This is a genomic window from Streptomyces sp. NPDC043996, assembly GCF_056435225.1.
Map to the genome: position 1 here is coordinate 444,320 of NZ_JBWKEY010000008.1, position 15,597 is coordinate 459,916.

Here is a 15,597-nt window from a genome sequence, read left to right on the forward strand (position 1 = left end):
CACTGCTCTTACTCCTCTACCTTCATCTTGCGAAGAGTGGGCCGAAGGGGGACCGCCGAGCCTTCTGACCACTCAGCGAGTGCGGCCACGGTCGGCAGGTCGAAGAGCTTGCGAATGGGGATCTCGATGCCCAGCTCGCCGCGGGCCCGGGTGATCAGGCGCGTGGCGAGCAGGGAGTGGCCGCCGAGCTCGAAGAAGCCGTCGTCGATGCCGACCTGCTCCAGGCCGAGCACCTCGGCGAACAGCCTGGCCAGGGTCTCCTCGCGGGCGTTGCGGGGCGCCCGGTAGGGCGTCGTCGCGGTGAGCTCGGGCTCGGGCAGCGCCTTGAGGTCGAGCTTGCCGTTGGGAGACAGGGGCAGCCGGTCCAGCGGTACGTACACGGCGGGGACCATGTAGTCGGGCAGCCGGTCGGACAGGTGGTCCTGCAGTTCGTCCAGGTCCGGGACGTCCTCGCCGGGGACGGGGACGAGGTAGGCGGCCAGGTAGGGCGTCGTGTCGCCGGGCTGCTGCGTCACGACGGCGACCTGGGCGATGTGGGGATGGGTCGTCAGGGCGGCCTCGACCTCGGCCGGCTCCACGCGGTAGCCGCGGATCTTCACCTGGGTGTCGATGCGGCCCAGGTGCTGCACCTGTCCATCGGCGGTGAGGCTGGCGAGGTCACCGGTGCGGTACATGCGGGACCCGGGGGCCCCGTAGGGGTCGGGGATGAAGCGGTCGGCGGTCATGCCGGGCTGGCGGTGGTAGCCGCGTCCCGCCCCGGCCAGGTACAGCTCGCCCGGCGTGCCCGGGGGCAGCAGCGTCAGGGAGGGGCTGAGGACGTAGGCGCGCACGCCGGGGAAGGGGCGGCCGATGGGCACGCCGTCGGTGTAGGGCTCGGCCGGGTCGAGCAGGAAGCCGGTGGCGTAGAAGGTCTCGCTGGGGCCGTAGCTGTTGATGACGCGGGCTTCCGGCCAGAGTCCGCGCACCCGCTCCGCGAGGACCGGGGTGAGCACCTCCCCGGAGATGTTCAGCGCCGTGGGCTTGATGCGGTCGGCGAGCTGGTCGACGAGTTCCGCGAAGGCCGAGGGCACCGAGCAGATGACGTCGACGTCCCAGCTGTCGCGCTCGGCGAGCTCGAGCACGTCGCGCACGATCTCGGCGGTGCCGCCGGTGGTGAGCGCGGCGAACGTCTCGAAGGTGGCGACGTCGAACCCGAACGAGGCCGCGACGAGGACCTTCTGGCCGGACTCGAGACCGGCGTACGCGACCATGGTGTCCACGGCGTTGACGACGGTCGTCTGGGTGACGCCGACGCCCTTGGGCACACCGGTGGAGCCGGACGTGTAGATGACGTAGGCCAGGTTGTCGGGGCCCGCCTTCGGCCGTGCCGGGGCGGCCTCGGCCGGGGTGAGCAGGTCGATGTCGTCGAGGACGAGCAGCGGGATGTCCGTGGCGGGGACGAGCCCGCGGGTCTCGGCGTCGGTCAGGATCAGGTGGGGCCGGGCGGTGGGCAGGACGTGCGGGAGGCGGGCCGCGGCGTAGGCGGGGTCGACGGGCAGATAGGCACCGCCCGCCTTGAGCACCGCGAGGAGGGCGACGACCACGTTCGTGGCGCGCGGCAGGACCACGCTCACCACGGTCTCCGGGCCGATGCCGCGTGCCGCGAGCTCGACCGCGAGCCGTTCGGCGCGGGCGTCGAGTTCGGCGTACGTGAGCGACTCGTCCCCGGCGACCACGGCGACCCGCTCCGGGACCAGCGCCACCTGGGCCTCGACGAGTTCGGTGAGCGTGACGTGGCGGGGCTTGGCGGCCGCCTCGTCGTACGGGGCGAGCAGCAGCTCGCGCTCGCCCGGCTCCAGGGCGTCGAGCTGCGCGACCTTCAGCTCGGGCGTGGCCGCGAGCTGCCGCAGGAAGCGCACGAGGCGGGCCGCGTACGTCTCCACGGTGCCCCGGTCGAAGACGCTCGGGGCGTACTGGATGGTGAGCTGGAGGTACGGGTCGGCCGCCGCGGTCAGGCACAGGGCGTAGTGGTTGCCCGCGAACGGACGCAGACCGGCGATGGTGATGCCGTCCGCGGCCTCGCTGGCGTCTTCGAGGCCCTCCCGGTCGACCGGGTACGACTCGAAGACGACGAGCGTGTCGAAGAGGGACCGCACGCCGGCGGACCGCTGGATCTCCGTGAGCCCGTAGTAGTGGTGCTCGACGAGGCCGGCCTGGCGGCTCTGGAGCTGGTTCAGGACGTCGGCGACGGTGTCGCCGGGGGCGTGCTGGACGCGCACGGGAACGGTGTTGATAAACATGCCGACCATCGACTCGACGTCCGGCACCGCGGGCGGCCGCCCGGAGACGGTCGCGCCGAACACCACGTCCTGGCGTCCGGTGAGCTGGCTGAGCAGCAGCGCCCAGGCGCCCTGGACCAGGGTGTTGACGGTGATGCCCAGCGCGGAGGAGCGCCGGACGAGTTCGTGCGCCTCCTCCAGGGGGAGCTCGATCTCGACCAAGTCGCGGCCGCCGTCGTCGGCGTTGGTCGCGTCGGGGGCGAGCAGGGCCGGTTCCTCGGCCCCTTCGAGCTCGGCCGCCCACGCCCGCGCGGCCTCGTCCTGGTCCTGGCGGGTGAGCCAGGACAGGAAGTCGCCGTAGTCGCGGGTGGCGGGCAGGCCGCTCGGGTCGCCGTTGGACGCGTACAGGAGCAGCAGGTCCTGCATGAGCAGGGGCGTGGACCAGCCGTCGTAGAGCGCGTGGTGGGCGGTCAGGACGAGTTCGGGCCGGCCGGTCTCCAGGACGACGAGGGCGAGCCGCATCAGCGGCGGCTGGTCCGCGTCGAAGTAGGTGGTCTGGTCCTCTTCGAGGAACCGCTCGAACGCCTCGGTCCGCTCCGCCTCGGGGGCGGCGGTCAGGTCGAGGTGCCGCCAGGGCAGGGTGACCGTTTCCGGGACGACCTGGACGACGTCGCCGTCGGCGCGGTTGACGAACGCCGCGCGCAGGGCGGGGAAGCGGTCGAGGAGGGCTTGCCCGGCGCGGCGCATGCGCTCGGGGTCGACCTCGCCGGACAGGTGGAACACCAGCTGGATGTGGTACGGGTCGAACGTGGCCCCGGCGAGCATCGCCTGGAAGAGGATGCCGGACTGCGCCGGGGTCGCGGGCCAGACCTTGGCGAGCTTGCCGAAGCGCTCCTCCCAGGCCTCGATCTCGTCCTGGCCGACCTTGACCAGGGGCGCGTCGCTGGGGGTGAGGCCGCCCGCTTGCGGGGCGGTGGTGTGCCGGGCCAGGGCGGTGAGGGCCTCGACCCACAGTCCGGCGAGCTCGGTGACCTCCTCGCGGGAGAGCACACCGGTGGGGAAGCCGAAGTACGCGGTCAGCTCCTCGCCCTGGGCGGTGGTGGCGGCGACGGCGTTGATCTCCAGGGCGGACAGGGCGGGCATGTCCGCGTCCGGCGCGGCGATCAGATCCTGGTGGGAGGTGTCCGGCGCCCAGCCCAGACCGCGCAGCTCCTCGGGGATGTCCGCGCTGGAGGCCTTGCCGAGGTAGTTGAAGCCGATCCGCGGCGACCGCTCCTTGGCGAGGGCGGTGGCGGTGGTGGGGTTGAGGTGGCGCAGCAGGCCGTAGCCGAGACCGTTGTCCGGGATCGCGCGCAGCTGCTCCTTCACGGTTTTGATGGCCTGGCCCGCGGCCTTGCCGCCGTTGAAGGCGTCGGTGAGGTCGATGCCGGTGACGTCCAGGCGGACGGGGTACATCGCGGTGAACCAGCCGATGGTGCTGGACAGGTCCGCGCCGGGGACCAGGTGGTCCTCGCGGCCGTGGCCCTCCAGGCGGATGAGCGTGGAGTCGCCGGAGGCGCCGTGCGTCTGCCGCCAGCGGGCGAGCGCCAGGGCGAGGCCGGTGAGCAGGCCGTCGTCGACGCCGCCGCGGAAGACGGTGGGCAGCGTGTTCAGCAAGGTCTCCGTCACGTTCGCGGGGACCTGGACGCGGACGGTGTCCACGGTGGCCGTGACATCACGGGCCGGGTCCAGCTCACGGGCGCCCAGGACCGGCTCCGCGCCGGACAGGATCTCCTGCCACACGGGCAGTTCCGCGATCCGGTCCGCGGCGGTGGCCTCCTCGGCCAGCGCGTGGGTCCAGCGGCGCAGCGAGGTGCCCTGCGCCGCCAGCTGCGGGGTGTCGCCGTCGCGGACCTGCTGCCAGGCCGAGACCAGATCCGGCAGGAGGATGCGCCAGGACACGCCGTCGACGACCAGGTGGTGCAGCACGATCAGGAGCCGGTCCGCTTCGGTGGCGGAGGTGAACCGCACGAACTGCGCCATCACACCCGCGTCGGGGTCGAGGCGGTCGGCGGCGGCGTCCAGCTCGGCCTGCACATCGGCGCCGTCGTAGGCGACTTCCCGCACCAGCGCACCGGCGTCCACGCTGCCGGCGGGCTCCATGCGCAGGCCCGGCTGCTTGCGGTCCAGGCGGGAGCGCAGCACGTCGTGCCGGTCCAGGACGGCTTGCAGGGTGGCCGCCAGGCCCGCCCGGTCGATGTCCTCGGGCAGGGTGAGCAGCGCCGACATGCAGAACCGGCCGATGCCTCCGCCCAGGGCGAGGACGTGTGCGGCGGTCGGGGGCAGCGGCGCCCAGCCGACGCCGCCGCCGGGCAGCTCGGCCAGTACCACGCGCTCCTCGTCCGCGCGGCCCTCGACCAGTTCGGCCAGGCGGGCCACCGTGCGGTGCTCGAAGATCTCGCGGGTGGTGACCACGACGCCGCGCGCCTTGGCACGGGCGACGACCTGGATGGAGCGGATGCTGTCGCCGCCCGAGGCGAAGAAGTCATCGTCCACGCCGACCTGCTCCGTGCTCAGGACGTCGGCGTACACCTCGGCGAGGACCCGCTCGGTCTCGCCGCGCGGGGCGCGGTAGACGGTGCCGGTGAACTCCGGCTCGGGCAGGGCCGACCGGTCCAGCTTGCCGTTGGCGGTCAACGGCAGCTCGTCCAGGACGATGAGCTGCGCGGGCACCATGTAGTCGGGGAGCCGCTTGGCCACGAAACGCCGCAGCTCCGCCACCGAGACAGCGGCGCTCAGGTCCGCGCCGCCGTCCGTGGCGGCGCTGCCCACCGGCGTCACATAGCCGACGAGGCGCGGGCTGCCGGTGTGGTCCTTGCACACGGTCACCACGGCCTGGCTGACCGAGGGGTGCTGGGCGAGGGCCGCCTCGATCTCGGTCGGCTCCACGCGGATGCCGTTGACCTTGACCTGGGTGTCGGCGCGGCCCGCGTACTTCAGCTGGCCGTTCTCATCCCACTGGGCGAGGTCGCCGGTGCGGTACATCCGCGCCCCGGCGGGCCCGAACGGGCAGGCCACGAACCGCTCGGCGGTCAGGGCGCCGCTCTGGTGGTAGCCGCGCGCGACCAGACCGGCCACGTACAGCTCACCCACCACACCCGGCGCGACCGGCGCCAGCTCCGGCCCAAGGACGTAGGCGCGCATGTTCGCCAGCGGCCGTCCCACCGGCACCGCACCGCTTCCGGTGAACTCCTGAGGCACCGTGAAGGTGGACGCGTAGAAGCTCTCGGTCTGGCCGTAGGCGTTGATGACACGGGTGCCGGGCAGGGCGCTGTGCACCTTGCCGACCAGGTCCGCCGAGAGCGCCTCACCGGCGAGGATGACGGTGTCCACGTCCAGCCGCAGGCCGTCCCGGCCATCGGTGCCGAGCTGGTCGAGGAGGGCGGAGAACACCGAGGGCACCGCGCTGATGGTGGCGCCCGACCACTGGTCGCGCTCGGCGAGTTCCAGGACGTCCCGGACGATCTCCACGCTCGCGCCGCAGGTGAGCGCGGTGAAGATCTCGAACACCGACACGTCGAAGTTCACCGAGGTCGCCGCGAGCATCCGCGAGCCCGCCTCGACGTGCACGGCCCCGCGCAGGTCCCGCACGCCGTTGACCACGCTGGCGTGGCTGATGCCCACGCCCTTGGGCGTTCCCGTCGAGCCGGACGTGAACATCACGTAGGCCAGGTTGTCAGGACCGAAGCGGACGTCAGGCGCCGCGACGGCGGGTCCTTCCAGGTCCACGTCGTCGAGGAGCAGGACCGGCGGCCGGCAGCCCGCCACCGTGTCCGCCGCCTCGCGGTCGGTCAGGACCAGGGTCGGCTCGGCCGTGCTGAGCAGCAGGTCGACGCGCGCGGACGGGTAGTTCGGGTCGATCGGCAGATACGCGCCACCGGCCTTGAGCACGGCGAGCAGCGCGACCGCCAGGTCCGCGGTGCGCGGCAGGGCCACCGCCACCAGGACGTCAGGACCGACCCCGCGCTCACGCAGCACCGCCGCGAGACGGCCCGCACGGGCCTCAAGCTCCGCGTACGAGAAGGCCGTCTCCCCCGACACCACCGCCACCGCGTCCGGCGTCCGCGCCGCCTGCGCGGCGACGAGCTCTGGCACGGTCACCGCGTCCACCGGCGCCGACGTCTCGTTCAGGCCCTTCAGCCAGTCCCGCTCGTCGCCGGTGAGCACGTCCACCCCGCCGATCGGCGTCCCCGGGGCGGCGATCGCCTGCCGCAGCACGCTGATGTAGCGGTCCACGAGGCCCTGGGCCGTGGCGTGGTCGAACAGCTCGGTGGCGTACTCCAGGCGCCCGCGGGCGGCCCCGGACGGGCCGGGGACGATGTTGAAGAACAGGTCGAACTTCGCGGTGCCGGTGCCCGCGGGGACGGGGGTGAGCCGCAGCCCCGGCACCTCGATCTCCGACCACGCGAACTGCCAGGCCAGCATCACCTGGAACAGCGGCTGGTAGGCGGTGGTGCGCTCCGGGTTGAGCAGCTCCACCAGGTGCTCGAAGGGCACGTCCTGGTTGTCGTAGGCGTCGAGCGCCTTGTCGCGCACCCGCTCCAGGAGTTCGCCGAACGACGGGTTGCGGGACAGGTCGACGCGCAGCACCCAGGTGTTGGCGAAGAACCCGATCAGGTCCTCGAGCTGGTCGTCGGCGCGGCCCTCGATCGGGCTGCCGATGGTCAGGTCGTTGCCCGCGCCCAGGTGGTGCAGGAGCACCGCGAGCACGGTCTGGGCGACCATCGGCGCCGTGGCGCCGCGGTCCGCCGCCAGCTTGCCCACCCCGGCGAGCAGTTCCGGCTCCAGCTCGAAGTCGACGTGGCCGCCCTGGTGGCTGGCGGCCGTCGGCCGCGGCCGGTCGAGCGGCAGCTGCACCGGCTGCGGCACGCCGTCCAGCTCCGCGCGCCAGTAGTCGAGCTGCTCCCCGGCGACGCTGTCCGGGTCGTCCTCGTCGCCGAGGAGCTGCCGCTGCCACACGGTGTAGTCCTTGTACTGGACCGCGAGGGGCTCCCACTGGGGGGCGCTCCCCTCCTGGCGGGCGGCGTACGCCCCCAGCAGGTCCCGTACGAACGGCGCCATCGACGCCCCGTCCGCCGCGATGTGGTGGAACACGAACACCAGCACGTGCTCGTCCGGCGCGAGCCGGAGCACGGCGGCCCGCAGCGGGAGCTGCGTGTCCAGTTCGAAGCCCTCGCACACGACGTCGTGTATCAGGGCGTCCACCGCGTCGGCGGCCGCGTCGGCCACCCGGAACGGGATCTCCGCCTCCTGCGGGGACAGGACACGCTGTTCCGGCGTCCCGTCCGCGTTCTCCACGATCAGGGTGCGCAGGCTCTCGTGCCGGGTGACGACGTCCGTCACCGCGGCGGCCAGGGCCGCCGTGTCCAGGGGACCGCCCAGGCGCAGCACGAAGGGAATGTTGTACGTCGCGGAGGGGCCCTCCAGACGGTGGAGGAACCACAGCCGACGCTGGGCGAAGGACAACGGGATCATCGGTGCTACTCCTAAACGTTCATCTGACGCAGCTGAGGACGGCGCTTCGACTTGGCCAACTTCTCGATGCTTGCCGCCAACTGGGCGACCGTCGGATTGCGGAACACCGTCGTGACCTTCACGTCGACGTTGAGCTCGTTGCGTACGCGGCCGACCAGACGGGTGGCCAGCAGCGAATGGCCGCCGTTGTCGAAGAAGTCGACGTCGATGCCGACCTCCTCCACGCCGAGCAGTTCGGCGAACAGGCGGCAGAGGACTTCCTCGTTGTGGTTCCGCGGCCCTCGTCCGGTCGCCGTCTCGATGTGATCCGGCGCGGGGAGCGCGTTGCGGTCGAGCTTGCCGCTCGGTGTGGTGGGGAACGAGGCGAGCGGCACGATCGCCGACGGGACCATGTACTCCGGCAGGTGCTCGCGGACCAGGTCCGTGAGGGCGGTGAGGTCAAGACCGGAGGCGTCCGCCGTGCCGTCGGCCGTCACCACGTACGCGACCAGACGCTGGTCGTCGGCGCGGTCCTCGCGCACCACGGCCACCGCGCTGTCGACACCCGGGTGCGCGACCAGCGCCGCCTCGACCTCGGCCAGCTCGATGCGGAAGCCGCGGATCTTGACCTGGAAGTCGGTGCGGCCGATGTACTCGACCTGGCCGTCCTTGCTCCAGCGCACCAGGTCGCCGGTGCGGTACATCCGCGTGCCCGGCTCGCCGTAGGGGCAGGCCACGAACCGGTTCGAGGTGAGGCCGGTCTGGCCGAGGTAGCCCCGGGCGAGGCCGGTGCCCGCCAGGTAGAGCTCGCCCGCCACGCCGGGCGCCACCGGGCGCAGCGCCGCGTCCAGGACGTACACCTGGGTGTTCCAGATCGGCCTGCCGATGGGGAGGCGGTCCGAGCCCGGCACGTGCTGCCAGCCGGTGACCTCCACCGATGCCTCGGTGGGGCCGTAGAGGTTGTTCGCGGAGCAGTTCGGCAGGAGTTCGACGAACCGGTTGGCCAGCGTGGCCGGGAAGGCCTCGCCCGCGACCTCGATCCACCGCAGGCTGGTGCACTGCTTGGCCGCGGGTTCGGCGACGAACGCCTCCAGGAGGGAGGGCACGAAGTCCGCCCCGGTGACCCGCTCCCGGCGCATCAGCTCGGCCAGGTATGCCGGGTCGCGGCGGCCGTCGGGGCGCGCGATGACCACGGCCGCGCCGACGTGCAGCGGCGCGAAGATCTCCGGCACCGACACGTCGAAGCTCGCGGACGTGCTGAGCAGCACCCGGTCCTCGGTGCCGACGTCGAAGTGCGACAGGCCCCACTTCAGCCGGTTCATGATCGAGCGGTGGGCCACCTGCACGCCCTTGGGGCCGCCGGTGGAGCCCGAGGTGTAGATGACGTACGCCGCGTTGTCGGGCGAGAGCGCGCGCTGCGGGTTCGTCTTCGGGTACGCGGAGACGTCCGGCAGCTTCTCTTCGAGCACAAGCAGCGGCTTCGCGCTGTCCAGGACGTGCCGGACCCGGTCCTCGGGCAGCTCGGTGTCGATCGGCACGTAGGCCGCGCCTGCCTTGACCACCGCGTAGATCGCCACCATCAGGTCCACGGAGCGGGGGACCCGCACCGCGACCAGCTTCTCGGGACCCGCGCCCTGCTCGACCAGCCAGTGCGCCAGCTGGTTGGCGCGCTGGTTGAACTCCGCGTAGCTGAGCCGCTCCTGGTCGCCGATCAGCGCGACCGCGTCCGGGGTCCGCTCCACCTGCGCCTCGAAGGCGCCGGGCAGGGTGTCCGCGGCCACGAGGTGGGCGGTGTCGTTGATCTGGCGCACCAGCCAGTCCCGCTCGTCATCGGCGAGCACCTCGACGGCGCCGACCGGGACCGTCGGGTCGTCCAGGAGCTGCTGGAGCACCCGCACGAGCCGGGCGGCGATCTCCTCGGCCGCCGCGCGGTCGTAGAGGTGGTTCTGGTAGTCGAGGGAGAGCCGCAGATAGGGGTCGGAGGCGTTGAGGGTGAGCGGGTAGTGCGAGCCCGCGAACGGCCGGATCGCCTGGATGCCGAAGCCCGCCGAGGTGTTCGCCTCGACCATGCCCTCGCGGTCGATCGGGTAGTTCTCGAACACGACGATGGTGTCGAACAGGGCGGGCAGGCCGACGCCGCGCTGGATGTCGGCGAGGCCGTAGTAGTGGTGGTCCAGGAGCGCGGTCTGGCGCTCCTGCAGCTCGGTGATGACCTCGCCGACGCTCTGGTCGGGGCGGCACAGCACCCTGGTGGGCAGCGTGTTGATGAACAGGCCGACCATTTCGTCCGAGCCGATCACGTCGGCGGGGCGGCCGTTGACGGCGGCGCCGAACACGACGTCCCGCTGTCCGGTCAGCTTCGCGAGGAGGACCGCCCACGCGCCCTGCAGGAGGGTGTTCAGCGTGACGCCGAGCTCCGCGGCGCGCCCGGCGAGCTCGCGCCCCTTGTCGATGGAGAGCGGCACCTCGACGCGCCCGAGGGCGGACGCCGCCGTGTCGACGGGCGCGTTGGGCGCGACCAGGGTCGGCTGTTCGAATCCGGCGAGCTCGGCGGCCCACCGGGCGGCCGACGCATCGCGGTCCTGCCGGGTCAGCCAGGCCAGGTAGTCGCCGTAGTTCCGGGCCGGGGTCAGCTCATCGGACCCGGAGTAGAGCCGGATCAGATCCGTGATCACCAGTGGCGAGGACCAGCCGTCGAACAGGGTGTGGTGCGCGGTGATGATGAGCTTCGACTGCTCGGGCCCGCAGGTCAGCAGGGCCAGGCGGAGCAGCGGCGGCCGGGCCGGGTCGAGCTGGTCGGCCCGGTCGGCGGCGAGGAACTCGTCGAGGGCGGTGTTCTGCTCGGCCTCGCCGCGGCCGGTCAGGTCGACGTGCCGCCAGGGCAGGTCGACGTGGGCCGCCACGACCTGTACGGGATCGCCGCTGACTCCGGCGAGGAACGCGGAGCGCAGGTTCGGGTACCGGTCGAGCAGTGCCTGTCCCGCGGCGCGCATGCGCGCGGGGTCCACGGGTCCGGACAGGTGGAGCACGAACTGCATGTGGTAGACGTCGAAGGAGCCGTCGGCGAGCGCGGCCTGGAACAGGATGCCGGACTGCCCCGGTGCCTGCGGCCACACCTCGACGACGCGGCCGTAGCGGGCCTCCCACTCCTCGATCTCGTCCTGCTTCACCTTGACCAGCGGGGCGTCCGAGGGCGTGAGCCCGCCGACCTGGGGGCGCGCGGCGTACGCGGCCATGCCGCGCAGGACCTCCACCCACAGCTCGGCGAGTTCGGTGGTCCGCTCGCGGGACAGCACCCCGGTGGGGTACATGAAGGCGGCCTGCAGGCGGGTGCCCTCGGCGGTGTCGGTGGCGACGGAGTTGACCTCAAGGGCGGACAGCGCGGGCAGGTCCGGGTCGGGCGCGGGGACCAGCTCGGCGGACCAGGACGCGGGGCCCCAGCCTTCGGCGCGCAGGTGCTCGGGCACGTCGGCGTCGGAGATCCGGCCGAGGTAGTTGAAGCCGATCTGCGGCGCCGCGTACTCGGCGAGCTGCGTCGCGGTCTCGGGGTTCAGGTAGCGCAGCAGGCCGTAGCCGACGCCCTTGTCGGGGACGCCGCGCAGCTGCTCCTTGACCAGCTTGATGGCCTTCGCGGCGGCGGCGCCGCCCGTCAGGACCTCGGCCACGTCCACCTCGCGCACGTCGACCTTGGCCGGGTACATGCTGGTGAACCAGCCGACGGTCCGGGACAGGTCGGCGCCCGGGACGATGTCCTCTTCGCGGCCGTGTCCCTCCAGGCGGACCAGGGTCGAGCGGTCGGCGCCGCTCCACCGGTTGACGGCTAGGGCGAGGGCGGCGAGCAGCACGTCGGTGCCGGTGCCCTTGAACGCGGCGGGGAGCTTGGTCAGGACCGCCTCGGTGACGTCGGCGGGGAGCTCCACCTGCACGGTCTCGACGGTGGACCAGACGTCGACCGCGGGGTCGAACGCCCGCGCGCCCAGGGGGGCGTTGGACGACTCGAGGGTCTCCTGCCAGTAGGTGAGTTCGGCTTCCCGCTGCTCGGAGAACGCCTCGTCCTGCAGCGCCGACGCCCAGCGGCGGGCCGACGTGCCGACCGCGGGCAGCTCGGGCGCCTTGCCTGCGCGGACCTGCTGCCAGGCCTCGGCGAAGTCCGACATGAGGATGCGCCAGGAGACGCCGTCCACCACGAGGTGGTGCAGGACCACGAGCAGTCGGCCCGCGCCCGATTCGGCGGCGAACCAGACGAAGTCCGCCATGGTCCCGGCCCGCGGGTCGAGCCGGCCGAGCGCGGCGTCCAGCTCCGTCTTCGCCGCCGCGAGGGCGGAAGGATCGTCCCAGCGGCCGTCGCAGGCGACGCGGTGGATCAGGTCCGCGGCCCGTACGGCGCCCGCGGGGCGCACGTCGAGGGAGGGTTCGTCGCCGGGCACGAGGCGGGCGCGCAGCAGGTCGTGCCGGTCGAGCACGGCGTCGAGCGTCGCGGCCAGGCCCTGCTCGTCGATGCCCGCGGGCAGTTCGAGGACCATCGACATGGCGAAGCGGTCGGTGCCGCCGCCGTGCTCGAAGACGTGCTGGGCGACCGGCTGGAGCGGCATCGGGCCGACGCCGCCGCCCTCGAGTTCCGCGAGCGCGGGCCCGCGGTCCTGGCGGGCGTCGGCGACCTCGGCGAGGCGGGCCGCCGTGCGGCACTCGAAGATCTCCCGGGTGGTGAGGGTCAGGCCCCGGGCGCGGGCCCGGGCCACCACCTGGATGGAGCGCAGGCTGTCGCCGCCGACGGCGAAGAAGTCGTCGTCGATGCCGACGCGGTCCACGCCGAGGACGTCGGCGTACGCGGCGGCGATGATCGTCTCGGTCTCGGTGCGCGGCTCCCGGTAGGCCTCGCCGGAGAACTCCGGCTCGGGGAGCGCCGAGCGGTCCAGCTTGCCGGTCGGCCCGAGCGGCATCCGGCCGAGGACCACGAAGGCCGAGGGGACCATGTAGTCGGGGAGGCGGGCCGCGACGAACTTGCGCAGCTCGGCGGCCGAGGCACCGGCCTGCACGTCCACGTCGCCGATGCCGCCCGCGCCGTCGTCGCCGACGGCGCCCTCGCCGATGTGCACCACGTACGCGACGAGCCGCCGCCCGCCGCCGGGCACCTCGCGGCTGACCACGACGGCCTCGCTGATGCCGGGGTGCGCCGTGCAGGCCGCCTCGACCTCGGAGGTCTCGATGCGGAAGCCGCGGACCTTCACCTGGCCGTCGGCCCTGCCGAGCACTTCGAGCTGGCCGCGCGCGTTCCAGCGGGCCAGGTCGCCCGTGCGGTACATCCGCTCGCCCGCCGGGCCGAAGGGGTTCGCGACGTAGCGCTCGGAGGTCAGCGCGGGGCGGTCGTAGTAGCCGCGGCCGAGGCAGGTGCCGACCACGTACAGCTCGCCGATGACGCCCTGCGGCACCGGGGCGAGTCCCGGGCCGAGCACGTAGGTGCGCATGTTGCCCAGCGGGGTGCCGATGGGCGCGACGTCGCTCTCCGGCCACTCCTCGGACGCCGCGAGGGAGTACGTGGTGGCGTAGAAGCTCTCGCTCTGCCCGTAGGAGTTGACGATCTGCGCCTCGGGCAGGGCCTCGCGCACCTGGCGCACGAGGTGGGCGGGGAGCACGTCACCCGCGAACACCACCGAGCGCACGTCGGTGGTCTTGTCCAGGTGGCCGACCAGTTCCCCGAGCACGGAGGGGACCGCGCTGATCACATGGCCGTTCCAGCCGTCGCGCTCGCCGAGCGCGAGGGCGTTCGGCACGACCTCGGCGGTGCCGCCGGTGGACAGGGTCGTCAGGAGCTCGAAGACGGAGACGTCGAAGTTGACCGAGGTGCCCGCGAGCATCCGCCAGCCGGGCGGCGCGTCGAGGACGTCCACCAGCTGCCGCACGCCGTTGACGACGTTGCGGTGGGTGATCGCGGCGCCCTTGGGCTTGCCCGTGGAGCCGGAGGTGTACATCACGTACGCCAGGTTGTCCGGGCTGAGCGGCGTGGTCCTGGCCGCGTCGTCCAGGGGGGCGTCGGGCGCCTGCCAGTCGGCGCGCCGGTCGAGGTGGACGCACTCCACGTCGTTCGGCGGGACGTCCCGCCAGGTCGTGGTGTCGGTGACGGCGAACCGGGGCCGCGCCTCGGAAAGCACGCTCTGTGCGCGGCCGCTGAGGTACTGCGGGTCCATCGGCACGTATCCGGCACCGGACTTGAGGATGCCGAGGAGGCCGACCACCAGGTCCTCGGTGCGCGGCAGCGCGAGGACGACCAGGTCCTCCGGGCCCGCGCCGCGCCGGACCAGCTCCCAGGCGACGGCGTCGGCCCGGTCGTCGAGCTCGCGGTAGGTCAGCGTCCGGTCGTCGCACACCAGCGCCGGGGCGTCGGGGGTGCGGGCGACCTGAGCCTCGAACAGCTCCGGGACCGTCAGCTCGGGCGCCGCCGCTGCGGTGTCGTTGAAGCGGGTCAGCAGCAGGTCGCGCTCGGCGGTGTCGAGCACGTCGACGCCGCCGACCCGGCGGCCGGAGTCGGCCGCGAGCTGGCTCAGCACGCGCACGAACCGGTCCGCGAGGGCCTCGACCGTGTCCGGGTCGAACAGGCTGGTGGCGTACTCCACCCGGCAGCGCGCCCCGCCGGAGGCGACCGGGATCAGGTCGAAGAACAGGTCGAACTTGGAGGTCTTGGTCTCCAGGGCCTCGGCCCGCACCTCAAGGCCGGGGATCACCAGGTCCGGCACGGGCGGCTGCCAGGAGAGCATCACCTGGAAGAACGGGTTGTAGGCGGTGGACCGGTCCGGGTTGAGCAGCTGCACGAGGCGCTCGAACGGGATGTCCTGGTTGTCGTACGCGGCGAGGGAACGATCCCGCACCCGCTGGAGCAGGTCCTTGAAGGTCGGGTTCCCGGAGAGGTCGACGCGCAGCACCCAGGTGTTGACGAAGAACCCGATGAGCTCGCGCAGTTCGTCGTCGGTGCGGCCCGCGATCGGCGCGCCGATGGGCACGTCGTCGCCGCAGCCGAGGTGGTGCAGGAGCACCGCGAGCGCCGAGTGCATGACCATCGACACCGTGGTGTCCTGCTCCGCGGCGAGCTTCTCCACGGCGTCGAGCAGGTCGGCCTCGATGGTGAACGTGACCTGGTCGCCCTCGGGGCTCAGCACGCGCGGGCGCGGGCGGTCCGTCGGCAGGGCAAGCGGCTGCGGCAGATCCGCCAGGGCCTCGCGCCAGTAGGCGAGTTGGCGGGCGGAGACGCTGTCCGGGTCGGACTCGTCGCCGAGCACGTCCCGCTGCCACAGCGTGTAGTCGGCGTACTGCACGGGCAGCGGCTCCCACGCCGGGGCGCCGCCCTCCTTGCGGGCCGCGAAGGCCGTGGTGATGTCGTGGAACAGCGGCCCGAAGGACTCGCCGTCCACGGCTATGTGGTGCGCCACCAGGACCAGGGTGTGCTCGGTGGGCGCGGAGCGCACCAGCTGGGCGCGGAGCGGCGCGTCGGCGGCCAGGTCGAAGGTGCGGGTGGCCACCGCGTGCACCACGGCCGCCCGCTCCTCCTCCCCCGCGACGTCGACGACCCGCAGGTCGAACGGCTTCTCCCCGGACAAGAGGACCCGCTGGTGCGGGACGCCGTCGCCGTCTTCGACGATCACCGTGCGGAGGACCTCGTGCCGGTCGATGACGTCGCGAAGCGCCGCTTCGAGCGCCGCCACGTCCAGCTCACCGGTCAGCCGCAGGGCGAACGCGCCGTTGTAGGTCGGTGAAGGGCCTTCGAACTGGTCCACGAACCACAGCCGACGCTGCGCGAACGACAACGGGATCATTGTTTCTCCAATATCGGCAGGACTACCAGGGAGGGAGCCGT

Annotated in this window: 2 protein-coding genes; both read right to left on the reverse strand. The window is 72.8% G+C overall.

The window, feature by feature from the left end; all coding sequences use genetic code 11:
• Window positions 1-8: 8 nt before the first annotated feature.
• The gene (locus AC07A4_RS23085) at window positions 9-7,772 is read right to left on the reverse strand and encodes an amino acid adenylation domain-containing protein (RefSeq protein ID WP_478601625.1); all 7,764 of its coding nucleotides are present in this window, start codon (window positions 7,770-7,772) and stop codon (window positions 9-11) included.
• 11 nt (window positions 7,773-7,783) lie between these two features.
• On the reverse strand, window positions 7,784-15,556 hold the full coding sequence (locus tag AC07A4_RS23090; RefSeq protein ID WP_478601627.1) for an amino acid adenylation domain-containing protein: 7,773 nt from the start codon (window positions 15,554-15,556) through the stop codon (window positions 7,784-7,786).
• Between the last annotated feature and the right edge of the window lie 41 nt (window positions 15,557-15,597).